Source organism: Streptomyces olivaceus, assembly GCF_000721235.1.
GTDB lineage: Bacteria > Actinomycetota > Actinomycetes > Streptomycetales > Streptomycetaceae > Streptomyces > Streptomyces olivaceus.
Window position 1 is genome coordinate 1 of sequence record NZ_JOFH01000063.1, and the last position, 17737, is coordinate 17737.

Below are 17737 nucleotides of genomic sequence, written 5' to 3' on the forward strand. Positions count from 1 at the left end.
GTGCCGGCAGAACCCGTACGTGACCATGAACCGTCCCGCTACACTCCCACCGCTCGACATTTCCCCAGGTCAAGCCTCAAAGTACTGCTGGAGTACTAGCGGTGGTTTGTAAGGTCGGGATGTAGAGGTCCAGGGGTCTGCCGGTGCCGACGGTGTTGATCAGTTCCTGTAGTGATGTGGGCGAGGGCTTGGTCGTCCAGGCCCGCCAGTAGCGTTGCAGTGTGGCCCAGGGCATCAGCCAGCCACGGACGGCGCGGAGCCTGGGGCCAGCAGGCCGTTCGGGGCTGCTGGGACCCGGGTTCTCCCCCTCTCTGCCCGTCCTGGCGGCGCGTCAAGCTCGGGTGGTGGGCCGACCGGAGTGGGCGGGGGTGGGTGGGTTGGCGGTGAACCAGGTGTTCCAGCAGAAGCTGAACGCGCAGTTCACGAGGGTCTGGTGGCGGCGGATCGCGGTGTCGGAGCGGACCTGGAAGTCGGCCCAGCCGAGTTCGTCCTTGACTTGTTTGTAGCTCTGCTCGACCCAGTGCCGCAGGCCGCAGAGCCGTACCACTTCGGTGAGATCGGCGGCCGGGTGGCGGCTGTGTGCCGCGCGGGGTGATCCGGGCCGGTGCAGGTTGGTGGCCAGGTACCAGGTGGACGTCTCGGGCAGGGTGGCCGGGTCGGTGGTGGCCACCACGAGCCGGATCACGCCGTCGGGTCCCCACCAACCAGCCCAGCCGGGCGTCGGCGGCCCACCAGGTCGTGGTGCGTCCGTTGCGGAAGGTGCGGGTCACAGGCTGCCAGTCGCCGCTCTGTTCAGGGCCATACCAGGCCAGCTCGCGAGCGGCATCGACGGGCCGGAAGGCGTCCTTGTACTGCCAGGCACCGTGGCCGCGTTTGGCCGAGGTACTGCTTGCCCACATGGGCGGTCGCGCCCCGTCCTTGCGATCCCCGGAATCGTCGATTACCAGCACTCCGCCGTCATGCGGTGCCGTGGCCGGGTCGGCCAGCAACAGCTGCAGGCGGCGGGCATTGATCTGCTCGCCGTCCCAGGTTGACTCGGACAGGAAGAACTGCAGGCGCTGCACCGCCGCATGCTGGGCACCCACCACGGGCTCCGTGCCGGCCAGGCATGTCAGTGTCTTGTTGCGGTCCCGCGGCAACAACAGCCCGGCCAGGAACTCGCGAAAGCCCCGCCGCTGCGCCAGCGTCCCGAAGGGATCATCGAAAAGGACGGCGTACGCTTCCAGCGGACCCGGTGCAGGCGGACACGGCGCCGCTTCGTCATCTCGGGTTCCCCAGACCGTAGTTGACGCCTCGATTCACGGCCTACTCCCGCTCGAACCCGCCGTCAACAAACAACCGGTAGGCGTCGCCAGTCGAACAGATTCACAGATCACAAACCCGTGACACCATCCCGCGTCATTGGCGAGTTGCCCTGGCTCGAGTCTTGATCGTGAAGATGACGTCGTTCTTGGCGTCGGCGTAGTCGTTCATGTCGTTCCACTGCTGGCTGAGCAGAGCTCGTTTGGCACTCTCGTACAGGGCGCGATCGTCTGCATTGGTGCGCAAGTGGTCACGGAAGAGAAGGTACTCGTGCACCGCTGCGTCCCCTCGTTCATATACGTGCACGTGAACGTCGCGAGTCGGCGTACGCACGAGCCGATGTCCTGGCTCGCGAACCCGCAGTTCGTAACCTGCGGCCAACAGCCCGTCGAGGTAGTCCTCCTCTGCTGTGATGTCGGCCACCGCGACGACGATGTCAACAATCGGTTTGGCGGCAAGGCCTGGAACCGAAGTCGATCCAATGTGCTCGACATCGACGTCCACTGCCGCCAACGCGTCAAGGATCCGACGCCGGTGATGCAGGTAGACCTCCGCCCACCGGGCGTCATAGTCGCCAAGGCCGACCTCGAGCGCTTCTGGACCACCGATGATCTCGGCCATCGTGACGTCCGGCCGACGAGGCTTGCTGCTGTTCATCACCAACACATCCTTTACGTCTTGCGCCAGTTCACCACCTCGATCGACGGGGCTGCGGTTGGCGGCTTCGTCGAGCCTCGCCGTCGTCACGCGGGCTCGGCGGATCGGGACCTGCGTCGCGCCGAGATCGGCGACGCGTTCCTGCTCGACCCGGAACAGGTCGAATCTACCGTGCAGCGCGACATGCTCGGCCCAGGCACAGTTGTCCTTGCTCAGCGGCATGGATTGCGGCGCGCGAACCAACAGGCTCCTGAGGCGGGCCAGAGGACTGTTGGCCCCTCGGATGAGCGGCTGCCCCTTCGTCATCACTGCGGATACTTTGTCGGCGCCGGGGCTATCGATGTCGCGTCCCTGCTGCGAGTGCAGTACACAAGAACCCGATCTGCGAGCGGTCCCTGAGTCTGCCGCCGCTATCCCGGGTCCTCACTCGAGCGGCTCTCGGCAGACAACGCTTGCAACGAAGTCTGGCCTGAGTTACGTTTTTGGGCTGACCATTTCAGCCCGGCCAGGCTGTCGAGGTGCCCGGCAAGGTGGGCAAGACCCGCCGCGTGTTAGCGGCGAAGCCCGCGCCGCGGGCTCTACATAATCTGGAGCCAGTAATGACCGACACCGGCAGCATCTCCGACGGGTTCCACACCTTCGACGAGCTGTACGAATTCAGGCTGCTCTACCACGCACACGCAGTCCGGGCGTGGCTGGCCGCCAGGTACCCCGTCGTCCACTCATGGAAACACCACGACGGTGAACCATGCTTCGGAGGCGGCTGGTTCATAGTCATGGCTCAGCTCCCCACGGGGCAGGTCAGCAATCACTACCGAGCCAATAGCTGGTCGTTGTTCGGTGACGTGCCCGAGGTAGAGACGGCGCCCGTATGGGACGGGCACAGCACCACCGACGTAGCTCGCCGGCTGCGCACCCTCCTCAGTGGGGATGGATCTACGACATGCGTCGCGGAGGGCATCCCCGGCGCCGCCCTCCCCGATCTCCCAGGCGAGCGCCGCGCCCACCTCTTCACCACGGACCATCAGCGAGAAGCAGGCCTGCCTGCGCACCGAAGCGGTCGCCACGCTCTTCAGAGCAGAGGAAAAGGCCCCCGAAGCTGTTGACCTGTCCCGCGCCAGCCGTCTCGCTCAGTTCGCCGCCGACTTTCCATAGAGGTCGCGGCCGTCGAGGTTGCGCAGGTGCGGGTCGTCGGACGCCGATGTCCGAGGACCTGCGCGAGTACGTCGCGGACGACGGTGAGGGTCAGGCGCCAGGTCGGGGTCGGGAAGGCCAGAGTGCGCGAAACGGCGCGCGTCAGCCGCAGCCCACTGACGGCGTCAACCCGGCATAGCAAGAAGGCGGACGGTACGCCGGCCCGGCAGCCGGACACCCCTTCTGCCTCCGGTCAGCCTACGGCGGGCGCAGTCGGCATGGTCGGCCTCACGCTCGGCGGCGGATACGGCCCCCTGCTTGGGCAGTTCGGGCTCGCGGCCGACAACCTGCTCGGTGCCGAAGTCGTCCTGGCCGATGGTTCACGAGTGCACACCGACGCCGACCATCATCCGGACCTCTTCTGGGCGTTGCGGGGCGGCGGCGGCAACTTCGGTGTCGTGACCTCGGCGCGGATCCGTCTGCACCCCGTGCCGACAGTCGTGTCGGGCACCATCTTGTACCCGATCGTCCAGAGCGCCGACGTTCTCGCCGACCTCGGTGGGATCCTTCAGGACTGTCCGGATGAGCTGACGGTGGACGTGGGGTTCCTTCCCGGCCCGGACGGGAAGCCGACGGTGTACGTCGCGCCGACCTGGTCGGGGGACATCGAGGTGGGGAACGCCGAGAACGGGCCGGTGCGTGCCCTGGCCAGACTCGGTACACCCGTGCTGGCCGAGATTGGACCGGTCGCCCGTTCCGCGGCGTTGGCCGCGACGGACACCATGTTCCCACCCGGGCGGATGGGCGCGATTCGCACGCGCACCGTCCAGAGCATCTCCGGCTCCATCGCGACCGTCCTGGACCGGGCTGCCCAGGAGTTCACCTCACCGTTCTCCGCGATCGTGTGGCATCAGTTCCATGGTGCCGCCGCCCGTCTGCCCCTCGGCTCGACGGCTTTCGGCCGACGCGAACCGCACCTGATGGTCGAGCTGATCTCATTGTGGGAGGGCGAAAGCAAGGGCAACGCAGGAGCCGGCGATGGTAGGTCCCCGCACCTGCGCTGGCTGGAAGCGTTGCACGCGGCGCTTGAGCCGTTCTCGTTGCCGGGTGGCTACGTGAACTTCCTGGGGCCGGAGACTCCCGACCAGGTCGCGGAGTCCTACGGGCCGAACACCGAGCGTTTGCTAGCCGTGAAGTCTGCGGTCGACCCGGACTCCGTCTTCGCCGCCACGCCGCTCCCCAGCGGGAGTGCCGACGCCGGTTCCGGGCCCGTGTCAGGCGTGGAACCGGAGCATCGGGGGGTGCCGGCGGTCCCGCCGGGGAGCGCCTCTGAACTGGGACGGTAGGGCTTGTCGAAGGTCCTGTTCGTCGCCCGGGGAGAAGCGCTCCCCGGGTCCAGGGCGCCGGGCAGGGTCAGGCGCCACCGGCCGCTGTATCCGGGATGGAGAGCCGGGGTCTTCGTCGGACTGGCCGAAATAGCGCCCTGGGCCACAGAGTTCATATGGGCGCTACGGCGTTGTCGTGCCCTGGGAGATCGGCGGTTGAGCGGCGTACACAGTACGTGCAGCAGCGGCCGTGTCCCCTCCTGCCTCCGTGGCTGAGCCCATCGGAGTGTGCCGCTTAGGGGGCACCGCTTACTCCTGTCGATCGGCGGCGCCCTCGTCCGGCGCGGCGGGCGCCTCGTCGACCTGGACCGGGTCGCCCACGGCGCCCCCGGTGGCCGTGCGGACAGCGTCCGCAATGAAAGCGAAACTCTCGTCACCGAGCTTCCGCGGATCGGTGCCGTCCAGAAGGCCGGCTCCGACGTACTCGTTGATGACTCGCAGGGCGGCCGCGGCGGCAGCGGCGTGCAGACGTATCTGTAGGTCGTCGGGCTTGAGTCCGAGGCGAGTCGCGATGACCGCTGCCAGTTCGTGTTCCACCTGGTCGCAGGCCATCAGCCAGGCCGTGCGCAGGGCCGGTTCGGTCTCGGCCAATCGAATCATCTTGACGCCCAGCCCGGCATCGGCCTGCTCCGAAGGGCTGATCTCGCTGACCAACCGCTTCGCCTCCGTGGCGAAGTGCTCCTCCAAAGAGCGGTGCAGCGGCCAACTGCGCAGAGTGGCCAGTTCCCACTCCACGCTCTGCGCAACGATCGGCTCCGCGCAGCTCTCCTTGCTTCGAAAATGACGCCAGATGGTGCGGGTCGACAGGCCCACCGCCTCGGCGATCTGGTCCCCGCTCGTGCCGTCGACGCCCTGCGCCCAGAACAGGCGTGCCGCCTCCCGCGAGATCTCCAGACGTACACGACGGCGGCGCTGCTCACTCATCCCGCCACGGCTGCGTTCGGTCGATACCACGTCGTCGGCCATCTTTTCGCCACCCTTTCACCATCGCGCGCACTCAGTGCCATATTGGCATTAAGTGACGCTGCATGCCAGCTAGCGCGCCTCGATCCGGACTCAAGCGCATCCACTTGCAATATCTGTCACTTAGTGACACTGTCACTAAGTGACAGGGGGTCCCGCCGCGCGGTGGCCTTTGCCGCTCGCTGTGCAAGGCCGACCTGCGCAGCGAGTGATCCCCTTCCGAGCCCACCCCTACCCGAGCTCCGGAGTACCGCATGAGGAAACGACCAGCCGCCACCGCCGCAGCCGTGCTCACGGCCTGCGCTCTGACCTGCGGCCTCATAGGGGCAGCCGTCGCCGCGCCGGACCAGGTAACCGACGGCGGCCGAACCGGGAGGACGACCGTCGCCACTGCTACCGATTCGGTCACGCACGAGGAGAACGAGCGGGTGCCGGAGGGGGCGCGCTGGACCCAGCACTACTTCCCCTCCTCGGACGGCTCCAAGACCGAGCTGCACGCCGACGTTCTGCTTCCTGAGAAGCTCCCCGAGGGTGCGAAGGTGCCCGTCATCATGTCGGCCAGCGCGTACTTCGGTCACTCGGGGGAGATGGAGGTCGAGGAGGAGCACGCCGGCCCCTCGGAGCGCTTTCAGGACCTCCTGGAGGGGACCGACCTGTTCGACAAGGGGTACGCCTTCGTCATGGTGGACACGCGCGGCTTCGGCGGCTCCACCGGCTGTCTCGACCTCGGCGGGCCCGGAGACCAGGCCGACGTCAAGGCCGCGATCGACTGGAGCGCGAAACAGCCCTGGTCCACAGGCGCGGTGGGAATGTACGGAAAATCCTTCGACGCCTACACCGGTCTCCTCGGCAACAACGTCAAACACGACGCACTGAAAGCCGTCGTCGCCCAGGAGCCCATCTGGGATCTGTATCAGCAGCTCCACTCCAACGGCGTGCCCCGCCCGAACAGCGTCCAGTTGCCCACCAGCTACAACCGCATTGCCGGCCTGGCCCAGTTGCCGGACGAGGACAAGCGGTACCGGACCAACGCCGCGTACGAGAAGAAGCACCCCGAGTGCCTGGTGCTCAACTCCTTCGGTCCCTCCATCGGTGACCCGGCCGACCCGTACTGGAAGGACCGCAGCCCGGCCAGGAACGCGAAGGACACCGCCACTCCCCTTCTCTTCACCCAAGGCACCGCCGAGACCAACACCCTGCCCGTGGGGATGGAGGAGTTCCTCGACAATCACCGCGGCCCCCAGCGGGCCTGGATCGGCCCCTGGGACCACGTACGCGGCAATGAGCGCACACGGGACGGGAAGCTCGCGATGGGCCGCGCGACCTGGTTCAAGGAGACACTGTCCTTCTTCGACGAACACCTCAAGGGCATCGACCCGAAGATCCAGTACCCGAACTACGCCGTCCAGGACAACCTGGGCAACTGGCGCGCGGAGAAGTCCTGGCCCACAGCGAACCGCTCCGCGAACCTCCGTCTCGGCAACGGCTCGTACATGGACAGCGGAGCGGGTTCGCAGCCGACACCCCCGGAACAGGAAGCCGGTCGTGACGCTGCGAGCTTCATCGTCTGGTCCGGACCTCTTGAGACGGCCACCCGGGTCACCGGCACGCCCCGAATCACCATGACGGCCAAGGGTGAGGGGAACGTCATGGTCAAGCTGTACGACGTGGACGAGGACGGCAACGCTGTCGCATTCGACGAGCGAGTCTCCCGGCTGGACCGGGACCGGCTGGACATCGGCCTGAAGTCGACCGACTGGACCCTGCGGGCCGGCCACCGCCTCGCCGTGGAGGACATCGCGACTGGTGGCGACCGGGCGCCGTGGCTCGACACCTTCACGCAGATCAACGCGGCGCAGCTGAAGCCCGGCCCGGCCACGTTCACGGTGCCCCCGGCCCGTGCGCGGCACTGAGGAACGCCCCACCGCTGGACATCCTCGTCGCGTTGGCTCACGGGGCGGAGCACAGTTCCCCCACGCAGCGCGGCCGACGACCATGCCGCGGAGCCCTGGCCAGGCCGGTGGGCGGGGCCCCGCGGGCCCAGCATCACCACAGGTGCCAGGCGGCACAGCCCAGCCCCGCCGTCCCGCCACCGAAAGCCCACCGACCAGCGCGAACGACAGTCCGGAAACAGCTCAGTTCAACAAACCAAGGGAGACCCCCGTGCCCATCAGCCTTCCGCCTCTCTGTCACGTCGGCATCATCGTGGAAGACTTCGACCGTGCCGTCGCCGACTACGAGAAACGGTGGGGGTCAACACAGAGCAGATAACGGATCACGGCCAAACTTCACGGGGAAGAGGTCGGCTCCTCTGCCCGCTACGGCTTCATAAGGACGGGATCTTCGGAGATCGAACTGATCCAGCCGCTCGATGGCCGCTCACCGTACACGGAGTTCCTCGACCTCCACGGCGAAGGCGTCCACCACCTCGCCTACGTGGTGGGAAGCATCGACCAGCACCTCGAATCGCTGCGAGCGACGGGAGAAGGGGCTCCGGTCACCTTCGAGGCGTCGATCGCAGGCCGGACACGCTTCGTGTACCTGGACGGTCTGGCCCATGGGCCGGCCATCGAGCTGATCGAAAGGATCGGCGAAGACGCCTGACCGCGACACGGTTCCGGACGGACGCGACACGGCAGCGGGCTCTCACATCTGACGGTCGCGCTGACCAATGTTCACGAACAGTCGCCATCTTCCCCGCTCGTGCGCGCGTACCAACGGTACGTGCGCCCGAGCGGCAACCGGCCACTGGCGGGCATCCGATAAGCCCGCCGTGCTCCGAAGCGCCTTCGCGTCCACGTCAAGGAGGACTGCATGACGAGCGGCACGATGCAGCCTCCGGCCCAACATCCGAGTTCGAGCCCAGCCCGCGCCCAGAGCCCCGGTCGTCAGAGGGTGGGTGCGATGCCGGCCCGGAGGATGTCGAGGTAGTTGTCGATCGCGTCCCCCTGCCGCTCCGCCGGGTGCTCGCTGACGGCGTGGATCAGGCCGCACAGGAGCTTGAGCAGGTTTTCGCCGGTGAGGGCAGGGGCAGGGCGGATGCGTGCGAGCAGGTGGGAGGTGACTTCGACCAGCTCTCCCTTGGCCCGGTGCAGCGAGTCCGTCTCGTCGGACCCGGTGATCAGAACGTCGGTGAGGCCCGGTTGCGCCAGGGCCGTCAGGAGCGCCGTGCGGAGGAAGTCAACGAGCGCCTTGGCGGGATCGGGGTGTCCGCCGGCTGCGGCCGCCGCATCGACGAGCTCTCGGACCGCCTCTTCCAGGACGGACTCCAGCATGGCCCGCTGCGTGGGGAAGACCCGGTAGACCGTCCCGACCCCCACGCCCGCCCTGCGCGCGAGCTCGTTGAGGGTGAGCGCGATCTCTCCGCCGATGACGGCGCCGCGGGCCTCATCGAAGATCCTCTGCCTGTTGCGTGCGGCATCCGACCTCATGATCCCTCCTTCGCATACCTATGTGGATAGCCTATCAGGTTGGTGCTACGGTTAAGTCGATAACGAATCCACTTCACTTCGTCAGGAGCGGTCATGACCGTTGTGTTCATCCATGGAGTACCGGAGACGCCCTCCGTCTGGAACGACCTCCGGGGGCGGATCGACCGCCCCACCACGGCCCTGCGGCTGCCCGGATTCGGCAGCCCTCGCCCGGCCCACCTGGACGGCAAGGAGGCGTACGCCGTCTGGCTTGCGAACGAGCTGCGCGCCCTCGGTGAGCCCGTCGATCTCGTGGGCCACGACTGGGGCGCGCATCTGGTGATGCGGATCGTCTCCGCCTACGACGTTCCGGTCCGCAGCTGGGTGTCCGACGTCGCACACGGCTGGCACCCCGACTATCAGTGGCACGAGGCGGCCACCCTCTTCCAGAAGACCCCGGAGGGCGAGGAGCTGCTCGCGTCGCTGCGCACCCAGACCCCCGGCAGCCCCAGCTTCGGCGACTTCCTCCGCCCCCGGGGGATGAGCGCCGAACTGGCGGCAGAAGTCGACACCATCCACGACGAGGAGATGAGCACGGCCATCCTGACGCTCTACCGCTCGGCCTGGCCCAACTTCCACGCCGACTGGGGCAAGGACTTCGACCGCCCCGCTCCCGCGCCGGGACTCGTCCTGATCCCGACCGGCGACCCTATGGCACAGCCCGCGATGGACCTGGACATGGCCGCGCGAACCGGAGCACAGGCAGTGGAACTGGACCACCTCACCCACTACTGGATGCTCCAGGACCCTGACCGGGGCGCGGAGGTACTCAACCGATTCTGGGACTCCCTGCCCGCCTGAAATCCGGTACCGGTGGGCGACCTCCTCGCGGTGATGAGGTCGCTTGCACGTGAGGGCATGGCCATGATGACGGTGACTCGCAAGATGTTCATTCAGTCCCGTGCAAGCTGAAGTAGCTGGTCACGGGGCTGGTGTGCGTGGGCATCGGGATGCTCGTGCTGGTCGTCGGCGGGTGACTTTGGTGAAGATCGTCGATCATCGGGCGACTTCGCGGTTCGTGAGGACCAACAGGGCCCGGACCAGGACGGTCGCCCAAGAGGGGTCGGTGCGTACCTTGCAGAGGACGCGCCAGTTCTTGAGGTGGGCGAAGCCGTGCTCGACGGGTGCCCGGACGGCCGCCAGTGCCGTGTTGGACAGCTTCTGGCCTCGTGTCAAGGGCCGGTTCCGGGCGGCCTTGTAGCCGGTGATCACCGCAGGGTCGGCGTCGGGGCCGCCGTCGTCGAGGCCGATGAATCCCAGGTCGGCGATGGCTCCGAGTCCGACTTCCCGCAGTTTTTGGGTGAGCTGGTCGTGTCGACAGGCGGTGATCTCCGAGGTGCGCCCGGGGCGGGCCGCCGAGATCCACAGCAGTCGGCCCCGGTCGTCGGTGAGCGCGATCACGAGCAGGCCGTGGCATTTGTTCTTGCCGGAGTAGTTCTTCCGGTTTTCCTTCCCGGTTCTGCGCCGGGTGCGGATCACAGATCCGTCCAGCAGTACGATGCCGCCGCCCATTCGGGCGATCTTCTTCAGTGCCCGGTCCAGGCGTGGGGCACGGGCGGCGAGCAGGCCGATGACCTCGCGGACCCACCGGGTAACGGTGGTGCGGTGTACTCCGTTGCCGCCGGCCATGTCGCCGGGCCGCTGGTCACAGCGCAGCACTGCCAGCACGATGGTGGCGATCTTCCCTGCGGGCAGGGCGCGCCACCTGGAGCCGATCTTCTTGAGGTGGCCGCGTATCAGGTCGGCGAGCCAGTTCAGGGTGGCGGTGTAGACGAGGCCGTCAGGGCCTTCGACGCAATTGTTGTTTTCGTCACACAAACTCAACTGCCTTCGGGGGCCCGTCAGTTACGGGCGCGCCCCGCGTGACTACGGACGTGCCGTGAACCGCCCGTCGCCCCGCTTGTGCAGCCAGCCACGGTCGGCGAGCTTGGTCATCTTCGCCCGCAGCGGCTCCAGCTTGCCGCGCACCGAGGCGTCCAGTCCCAGCCGCTCGCCGACCGCCCTGACCTGCACCGGGCCGTCGGCCTCCCGCACGATCGCCAGAATCTTGCGGTAGTCGCCGGGCAGCGCGCCCTCATAGGCCGCGTCGCTGCGGTGCGGGATGAGCAGCACCGCCCGCCCGGCCACCTGCACCGATACCGGAGCGGCAGCCTCGGCGTCCGCCTGGACCTGCTCGGCCAGGCGGTTTAACACCCGCTCCGCGATCGCCAGCTCGTCCCGCTCGACCTGGACCTCCTGAAGCTGCTTGGTCAACTCCTCGGTGAGGGCGTCCAGTTCGCTCCGGCGGGCGGTGATCCACTGCCGCTCCTGCATCACCCGCGCCCTCCCGCGTTCTCACGGCGTGCCGACCTGCTGACGGATCGTAGGCGGGGGCCGGTCGTGGGCGCAGCCGAACCCGGCATCCCGCCGGAGCCGGACCTGCCCGACGATCTACGCCATGGTCATCGGCCGCCGACCGGGATGAGTACCCAACCCGCCATTCACACCAGACCCGTGACATGCAACTTCATGATGCACACCACTCAGTGAGAATTGCCTGAAGGCGCGTTCGGCATTCGGCCACGAAGGCGGGGAAGGTGTTCCAGTAATAGGAGATTCCACTGACGCCCACCGCGATGGCCCAGGCTCGGGCACGGGTCCAGGTCAAATCGTCGAGGCTCAAGGCGTCCCAGTAGGCCAGTCGTGCCTCTGGTGGCAGGTCCCAGAGCGTGGAGTGCTCGGCATCGGGAAAGCCGACCGAGAGTCCTCCGAAGTCGATGACTGCGTGGAGCTTGCCTTCTCGGACCAAGAGGTTGGTCGGCTTGAGGTCACCGTGGAGCCGCACGTGAGACCCGGAGGGCTCGGGCAGTGCGAGCCCGGCTCGCCACAACTGCTCCAGGGTGTCGACGTCGAGCTCAGCGCCCAAGATGGTTCGGCAATCGTTGAGACACCGGCTGATCCACTCTCCGCATGGGGCCAGGCTACCTCCGCGGTACCAGCTGAGGCCGTTCGCGCGAGTCGCTCCCATGAGGTCGATGTGGTGGAGCTCCCTCACGACCGCCGCGAGGTCCGCTCCGAAGGCAGCCCAATTCCGGATGGTGCCCGGCCCGGCTTCGTCACCGTCAATCCAGCGATACACCGACCAGACCATAGGAAAGGCATCGGTGGGCATCCCGGCGTGGAGGGGTTCGGGAACCGGACATGAAAGATGGGGCGCCAGGCGAGGAAGCCATTCCTGTTCCTTCTGTACGGACTGTCCGTTGTCGGCGGTTCTTGGGAGTCGCACGAGAAGGTCATCGCCAAGTCGGTACATGGTGTTGTCCGTACCTGCGCCTGCGGGCGACAACGGGAGGTCCGCCCACTCTGGGCGCTGTGTCTTCAGCAGTGATCGAACCAGAGTCTCGTCGACTGGGATCTCATTCTCGTGAAGCGTCACATCGGAAGTTTCGTCGCTGGATGGAACGAAAGCTAGTGACTTTCGACAGCCCAGCCGTGGGCAGGTTCGCTGAGGCGCGGACCTGGAGGCAGCGCAGGCCGCAGGGCGATTCAGTGAGATTCCGGCTCCGGGACCGTTGGAACCTGTGGCGCGAGACGGAACATCCGCAAGCATCCCTGCCGCGTCGCGTACGGATTGGCAACACATCATCCCAGCTCAGGGCCGACCCGGTCACGTCCATGGTCGGTAAATACGACGACCGCGGCGAGTACCTGCTCCACCTCCGCGACTACTTCCCCGGTCAGATCTGGGAACCAGGCATGTGGTCCCTGCTCGGCGGCGGCCGAGAGCCCCAGGACGCCACCCTGGAACACACCGTGCGGCGCGAACTGGCCGAGGAAGCCGGCCTCGATCTCGCCGGCCTGTCCCCGTTCGCCACCGAGTACGCCTCCCACGACGACGGCACGACCGTACCCATCGCCGTCTACGCAGGCCGCTGGAACGGCGACCCGCGCGAACTCCACCTGACCGAAGGAGTAATGCTCGCCTGGTTCGCCCCCGACGACCTCCACCGCCTGCGCATCGCGGACACGACCAGCGCCCTCGTACGGCGCCACGCCGCCGGCCTCCCGCCGATGCAGAGCGGACCCGCGCCCGCGCCCGAGGAACATCGTCCACCGTCACCGCACGGCACGGTCCCCCACATCATCGGCGTCCACCTCTACCTGGAACGCCCCGACGGGACGGTGCTGCTCGGGCTGCGCCACCCCGACTCCGCGTTCGCGCCGTCCACCTGGCACGTCCTGGCCGGCCACTGCGAGCAGGAGAACGCCATCGACTGCCTGATCAGGGAAGCGATGGAGGAAGCCGGGCTGCACATCGAGCGCCGGGACGTAGAACTCGTCCATGTCGTCCACCACATCGGTCAGCCCAGGAACCCGCCCCGCATGGCCCTGTTCTTCCGCGCCCGTACCTGGGGCGGCGAGCCGGTGCTGCGCGAGCCGGACAAGTGCACCCAGTGGAAGTTCTGGGATCCCGCCGCCCTTCCCGACGACCTCGTTTCCTATACCCGCCTGGCCATCACGAAGATCCAGAACGGCGAGCCGTACAGCGAGACGGGCTGGCCCGCATGACCCGCCCCCCGAGCGACACACCTCACCTTGCGCCCGCCACGACGGCGACCGGCCGTCACGACACCCGCCTCGTGGTGATCCGCGGGAACTCGGCGTCAGGCAAGTCCAGCGTGGCCCAGGGCCTGCGAGATCACTACGGCCGCGGTATCGCGATCGTGGGCCAGGACGTGATCCGCCGGGACGTGCTCAGGGAACACGACACCGCACGCGGCGCCAACATCGCCATGCTGGGCAGTATCGCTCGCGAAGCCCTGGACGCCGGCTTCCACGTGGTGCTCGAAGGGATTCTGTACGCCGACCGCTACAGCCACATGATCACGTCTCTGGTACGGGACCATCGCGGCTCCTCCCACTGCTACTACCTGGACGTGCCGCTGGAGGCGACGTTGGTCCGGCACGCCTCGAAGGCGGATGCCGCGTACCTGGAGCATGTCACCGACGCCCATCTCACTTCCTGGTACCGCGAGCTGGATCTGCTGCCCGACGGCCTGGAGACCGTGATCCCGGCCGACAGCACGTTGCGGGACACCATCGCGCGCATCCTGCGCGAGACCGACCTGGCCTGTGCCTCCCCCGTCCCGTCACCGCGGTGCACGTCGTCCCAGGGAGATGCGGTGAACCCTCCGGTGTTGATGTCCGATCCGCGGGTCGCCGCGATCCCGGTGCACGAGTGCGGGGAACCCCTCGTCGACGTGCGAAACCACGGCTTCCGCGTCGACCCCCGTAAGCAAGATCCTCTGGGTGCGTTCGCCCACGTCCGCGAGGGTGTCCTGGCCCGCCTGCAGCAGGCCCGCTCGCTCCTGCCCGTCGGCACCGATCTCCTGTTCATCGAGGGTTACCGGCCGCTCGCACTCCAGGAGCGCTACTTCACCGAGTACCGCGACGAGCTGGCCGCCACCCACCCTGACTGGACCGCCGAGGAGCTGCACCAGAACGCCAGCCGGTACGTGTCACCACCGGAGATCGCACCCCACTCCGCGGGCGCGGCCGTGGACGTGACCCTCGTCGACCAGGACGGCCGTGAACTGGACCTCGGCACCCGCGTCAACGCCTCCCCGGAGGAAAGCCACGGGGCCTGTTTCATGCACGCCACGAACATCAGCGACCGTGCGCGCCACCACCGCACGCTGCTGCTCAATGCGATGGAGAGCGCCGACTTCACGAACTACGGGACCGAGTTCTGGCACTTCTCGGCAGCGGACCGGTACCACGCGCTGATGCGGCGGGAACCGCACGCTCGCTACGGACCGATCCACCAGGCCCAGCCCGCCGACAGCGCGACATAGGAGCGCGGCCCCACACCCTGGCCCGGTTTCGACTCCCGGACCGGCAACAAGTGGAAAGCATCGAACGGAGACACCTGTGCCTGACGACACCCGACGGACGATCCCGGCCATCCCGAGCCCGACGGGCGGAGACGGACCGCGGGAGCACCACATGCACCTGCTCGGGCGGTACTACCGCCAAGTGGAGGCGGGCCGCAAGACGATCGAGGTCAGGACGGCCACCCCGAACAAGCGGGCCGTCGCCGTCGGCGACACCGTCGTCTTCCACGACCGGGACACCGGCCGGGAACTCGACGTCACCGTGCACCGGGTCGCTGCGTACCCGTCCTTCAAGGACCTGCTCGGCTCGGAGGACCCCGCGCGCATCGACTCGGACGGACCGCCCGGGGAACTGCTTGTCGCCCTCCGCAGCATCTACCCGCCCGCCAAGGAGGCGCTCGGCGTGCTCGCCTTCGCGTTCGACCACCGCCCTGCCCGGCCCGGGCGCCCCATGCCGATGACGGCCGAGGAGTACGCGCGGACTGTCCCCCACCACACCGTCTACGGCTGCCTGTACATCCGCGACGAACATGACCGGCCGGTCCAGCTCCGCTCGGTCTACGGCTCGAGACTCTGGCAGTTCCCGGGCGGCAACCTGGACGCCCTGGGCGAGGACCCGCTGCAGACCGCCCAGCGTGAAGCGGTCGAGGAAACCGGCCTCGAACTCGGTCTGGGGACGCCGAAGCTGCTCCTGACGCACTTTCTTCACGCCGGGCCCCGTCTGCCGCTGAACAAGGTGGGGTTCATCTTCGACGGAGGCCAGTTGACCGCCGGCCGGCTCGACCGGATCCGACTCGATCCCGCAGAGCACGACATGTGGGCCGTCCACGACCTCGCGACCTGGCAGGAGCTGATGGCCCCGCGTGCCTTCGCCCGCCTCGACGCCGTCGAACGAGCCCGACGCGGCGAGGGACCCGCCTACCTGATCACGCACACCTGATCCTCAGCACCCACACCCAGGAGGCAACCATGTCCGCCGAGGACACCAACACCCGGGCCTGGCACATCTACGGCCAGCGGCAATTGGCCCGCGCCTACACCCCGCCCGTCCCCGCCCGGCTCGGCTGGACACCCTGGGAAGGGATCGGACCGGGAGCGGAAGTCCTCGGGGAGATCACGGGCCGCCGCGTCCTGGACATCGGCTCCGGAGCCGGCCACCACGCCGTCTACATCGCCCAGGCTCACGGAGCCCTCGTCACCGGCATCGAACTGTCCTCAACCCAGCACGAGCGCGCCGTCTCCGCCCATGTAGGCGTACCGAACGTCGAGTTCGTCCAAGCAGACGTGACCGGGTACCTGGCCGAAGCCGAGCCGTTCGACGCCGCGTACGCGATCGGGACGCTCGCCTTCATCGACCCGCACCGCTCGCTGCCGGCACTGCGCGACGGCCTGCGCCCCGGCGCCCCACTGATCCTCTCGCTCCTGCACACCGACCTGCACGGCCGCGGTCCGTCCACGGAAGTAGCGCCACGGGAGCAGACGATCCTGCTCCGCGACGACCCGCCACTGCCGACACAGATGTGGGTCCTGACACCGCAGCTGTGGGAGGACCTGCTCACCGAGTACAGCTTCCGCGTTGAGGCCATCGACCTGTTCCCGCACCCCGACGAGAACGCCACGGTCATCCAGCAACTCCTCCGCGCCCGGCGCCTTCCCGACCGGCCGGCGCGCGTCTCCAGCATCGAAGCCCCTTGCGCCGACCGTCTGCGCGCCCAGTTGATCGACCATCTGGTCGAGACGGGATGCGTGCGCACGCCCCGGGTGGAGGAGGCCATGCGGACCGTTCCCCGCCACCTCTTCCTCCCGAGCGCCCCGCTGGTGAAGGCGTACGACAACGCACCCGTGGACACGAAGTTCGACGGATCCGGGCGCTCCATCAGCTGCGCCTCCCAGCCCGACATCGTCGCCATGATGCTGGAACAGCTCGACGTCCAGCCCGGCCAGAAGATTCTGGAGCTGGGCGCCGGCAGCGGCTTCAACGCCGGAGTCCTCGGCTACCTCGTCGGCGAGAAGGGCCACGTCACCACGATCGACGTGGACGAGGACATCGTGGCCGGAGCGCGCGGCGGACTGGCCGCCGCCGGCATCCACAACGTGGACGTGATCCTCGGAGACGGCGCACTGGGCCACGCCCCCAACGCGCCGTACGACCGCATCGAAGCCACCGTCGGCGCCCACGGCATCCCGCACGCCTGGCTCGACCAGCTCGCCCCCGGCGGACGGCTCCTCACCCCGCTGCGCCTGCGCGGCAGCGTCTCCCGCTCGATCGCCTTCGAGAACCAGGACGGAGCCTGGCGCAGCGTCGGCAGCCAGATGAACACGTTCATGCCGCTACGCAAGGGCATCGCCGACGACCCGCGCGTCTTCGTTCCCCTGGACCCCGACCACACCGTCACCCTCGTCACCAACGGAGACCAGAAGGTCGACGCGGACGCCCTGAGCGACATCTTCCGCCAGCCGCGCACCGAGGCGTGGACGGACGTCACCTTCCGCGGTCCGGAGTCAGCCGAATACCTGGAGCTGTGGCTCACCTGCGCCATGCCGAACGGCCTGAGCCGGATGCCCGCCACGAACGAGGCCATCGAGAAGGGCCTGGTCACCGCGCCCTACCCGTCCTCGACCGCGGTCTTCGAGGGTGGCACGCTCACCTACCTCACCCGGCGCCCCTACGCGAAGAAGGCCCCCGACGGCGCCACCCTGTACGAGTTCGGCGTCATCGGCCACGGCCCTGACGCCGAAGCCCTCGCCTCGGACGTCGCCGACCAGGTCCGCACCTGGAACCAGGGCTTCCGGACGCTCGACGTCGGGTTCGAAATCCAACCACTCGACGCGACCCCGCTCGCCCCGAAGCCCGGCCGCTTCACCTTCGACAACCCGCTGAACCGCATCGTCATCGAATGGCAGTGACATGGACGTCAGCCAGACAGCGAAGCGGTTCCCGCTCCTTGCCCGG

Annotated in this window: 15 protein-coding genes and 1 pseudogene; 9 read left to right on the forward strand and 7 right to left on the reverse strand. The window is 67.9% G+C overall.

The features are described 5' to 3' along the window. Positions 1–95: 95 nt before the first annotated feature. Positions 96–1264 (reverse strand): annotated as a pseudogene (locus tag IG94_RS44450) (transposase). A gap of 134 nt (positions 1265–1398) precedes the next feature. Further along, entirely contained in the window at positions 1399–1962 is a 564-nt protein-coding gene (locus tag IG94_RS0136740; protein ID WP_031047993.1) for a GrpB family protein, read from the reverse strand. A 596-nt stretch (positions 1963–2558) separates the two neighbouring features. On the opposite strand from IG94_RS0136740, the gene IG94_RS44500 reads away from it, so the two are divergent. Next, positions 2559–3065: a WDGH domain-containing protein gene (locus tag IG94_RS44500; RefSeq protein WP_043485654.1), complete on the forward strand. Its 507-nt coding sequence runs from the start codon at positions 2559–2561 to the stop codon at positions 3063–3065. Between the two features lie 306 nt (positions 3066–3371). Continuing rightward, the gene (locus IG94_RS0136750) at positions 3372–4439 is read left to right on the forward strand and encodes an FAD-binding oxidoreductase (RefSeq protein WP_224326644.1); all 1068 of its coding nucleotides are present in this window, start codon (positions 3372–3374) and stop codon (positions 4437–4439) included. Positions 4440–4727: 288 nt separating this feature from the next. Here the strand turns inward: IG94_RS0136750 and IG94_RS0136755 are convergent, their stop codons facing one another. Then, complete coding sequence (locus IG94_RS0136755; protein WP_031047999.1) at positions 4728–5444, reverse strand: TetR/AcrR family transcriptional regulator; 717 nt, start codon at positions 5442–5444, stop codon at positions 4728–4730. A 251-nt stretch (positions 5445–5695) separates the two neighbouring features. Here IG94_RS0136755 and IG94_RS0136760 point away from each other — a divergent pair, with 251 nt between their 5' ends. Together IG94_RS0136760 and IG94_RS41185 are read left to right on the forward strand one after the other, a co-directional pair. Further along, entirely contained in the window at positions 5696–7354 is a 1659-nt protein-coding gene (locus tag IG94_RS0136760) for a CocE/NonD family hydrolase (protein WP_031048001.1), read from the forward strand. Positions 7355–7769: 415 nt separating this feature from the next. Beyond that, positions 7770–8045: a VOC family protein gene (locus IG94_RS41185; protein ID WP_346009433.1), complete on the forward strand. Its 276-nt coding sequence runs from the start codon at positions 7770–7772 to the stop codon at positions 8043–8045. 284 nt (positions 8046–8329) lie between these two features. Here IG94_RS41185 and IG94_RS0136770 read toward each other — a convergent pair whose 3' ends face one another. After that, a complete protein-coding gene (locus IG94_RS0136770) occupies positions 8330–8872 on the reverse strand; it encodes a TetR/AcrR family transcriptional regulator (protein WP_031048005.1) in 543 nt (180 codons plus the stop codon). Positions 8873–8965: 93 nt separating this feature from the next. On the opposite strand from IG94_RS0136770, the gene IG94_RS0136775 reads away from it, so the two are divergent. Further along, positions 8966–9712: an alpha/beta fold hydrolase gene (locus IG94_RS0136775; RefSeq protein ID WP_031048007.1), complete on the forward strand. Its 747-nt coding sequence runs from the start codon at positions 8966–8968 to the stop codon at positions 9710–9712. Positions 9713–9907: 195 nt separating this feature from the next. On the opposite strand, the gene IG94_RS0136785 is transcribed toward IG94_RS0136775, so the two are convergent. The 3 genes from IG94_RS0136785 to IG94_RS0136795 form a co-directional block, all read right to left on the reverse strand. After that, positions 9908–10729 carry a transposase family protein gene (locus IG94_RS0136785; RefSeq protein WP_031048010.1) on the reverse strand — a complete coding sequence of 274 codons (822 nt, stop codon included), beginning with the start codon at positions 10727–10729 and terminating at the stop codon, positions 9908–9910. A gap of 48 nt (positions 10730–10777) precedes the next feature. Beyond that, a complete protein-coding gene (locus IG94_RS0136790) occupies positions 10778–11224 on the reverse strand; it encodes a hypothetical protein (RefSeq protein ID WP_031048013.1) in 447 nt (148 codons plus the stop codon). A gap of 193 nt (positions 11225–11417) precedes the next feature. Beyond that, positions 11418–12326 (reverse strand): aminoglycoside phosphotransferase family protein, encoded by a 909-nt coding sequence (locus IG94_RS0136795; RefSeq protein WP_031048015.1) that lies wholly within the window; start codon positions 12324–12326, stop codon positions 11418–11420. Between the two features lie 239 nt (positions 12327–12565). Here IG94_RS0136795 and IG94_RS0136800 point away from each other — a divergent pair, with 239 nt between their 5' ends. The 4 genes from IG94_RS0136800 to fxlM all read left to right on the forward strand — a co-directional run bounded on the left by IG94_RS0136800 (position 12566) and on the right by fxlM (position 17691). Further along, positions 12566–13459, forward strand: a complete 894-nt coding sequence (locus IG94_RS0136800; protein WP_052411044.1) for an NUDIX domain-containing protein — start codon at positions 12566–12568, stop codon at positions 13457–13459. After that, the gene (locus tag IG94_RS43215; RefSeq protein WP_224326642.1) at positions 13456–14745 is read left to right on the forward strand and encodes a M15 family metallopeptidase; all 1290 of its coding nucleotides are present in this window, start codon (positions 13456–13458) and stop codon (positions 14743–14745) included. The genes IG94_RS0136800 and IG94_RS43215 overlap by 4 nt, the downstream gene beginning before the upstream one ends. A 76-nt stretch (positions 14746–14821) precedes the next feature. Next, positions 14822–15724, forward strand: a complete 903-nt coding sequence (locus IG94_RS0136810) for an NUDIX domain-containing protein (protein WP_031048022.1) — start codon at positions 14822–14824, stop codon at positions 15722–15724. Between the two features lie 29 nt (positions 15725–15753). Next, positions 15754–17691, forward strand: a complete 1938-nt coding sequence (gene fxlM, locus IG94_RS41195) for a methyltransferase, FxLD system (RefSeq protein ID WP_078892566.1) — start codon at positions 15754–15756, stop codon at positions 17689–17691. Positions 17692–17737: the final 46 nt, after the last annotated feature.

Coding starts and splice junctions, on each gene's coding strand:
- IG94_RS0136760 (WP_031048001.1), top strand. CDS start 5,696: ATGAGGAAACGACCAGCCGCCACCGCCGCAGCCGTGCTCACGGCCTGC.
- fxlM (WP_078892566.1), top strand. CDS start 15,754: ATGTCCGCCGAGGACACCAACACCCGGGCCTGGCACATCTACGGCCAG.
- IG94_RS0136775 (WP_031048007.1), top strand. CDS start 8,966: ATGACCGTTGTGTTCATCCATGGAGTACCGGAGACGCCCTCCGTCTGG.
- IG94_RS44500 (WP_043485654.1), top strand. CDS start 2,559: ATGACCGACACCGGCAGCATCTCCGACGGGTTCCACACCTTCGACGAG.
- IG94_RS0136770 (WP_031048005.1), bottom strand. CDS start 8,872: ATGAGGTCGGATGCCGCACGCAACAGGCAGAGGATCTTCGATGAGGCC.
- IG94_RS43215 (WP_224326642.1), top strand. CDS start 13,456: ATGACCCGCCCCCCGAGCGACACACCTCACCTTGCGCCCGCCACGACG.
- IG94_RS0136790 (WP_031048013.1), bottom strand. CDS start 11,224: ATGCAGGAGCGGCAGTGGATCACCGCCCGCCGGAGCGAACTGGACGCC.
- IG94_RS0136755 (WP_031047999.1), bottom strand. CDS start 5,444: ATGGCCGACGACGTGGTATCGACCGAACGCAGCCGTGGCGGGATGAGT.
- IG94_RS0136750 (WP_224326644.1), top strand. CDS start 3,372: ATGGTCGGCCTCACGCTCGGCGGCGGATACGGCCCCCTGCTTGGGCAG.
- IG94_RS0136800 (WP_052411044.1), top strand. CDS start 12,566: ATGGTCGGTAAATACGACGACCGCGGCGAGTACCTGCTCCACCTCCGC.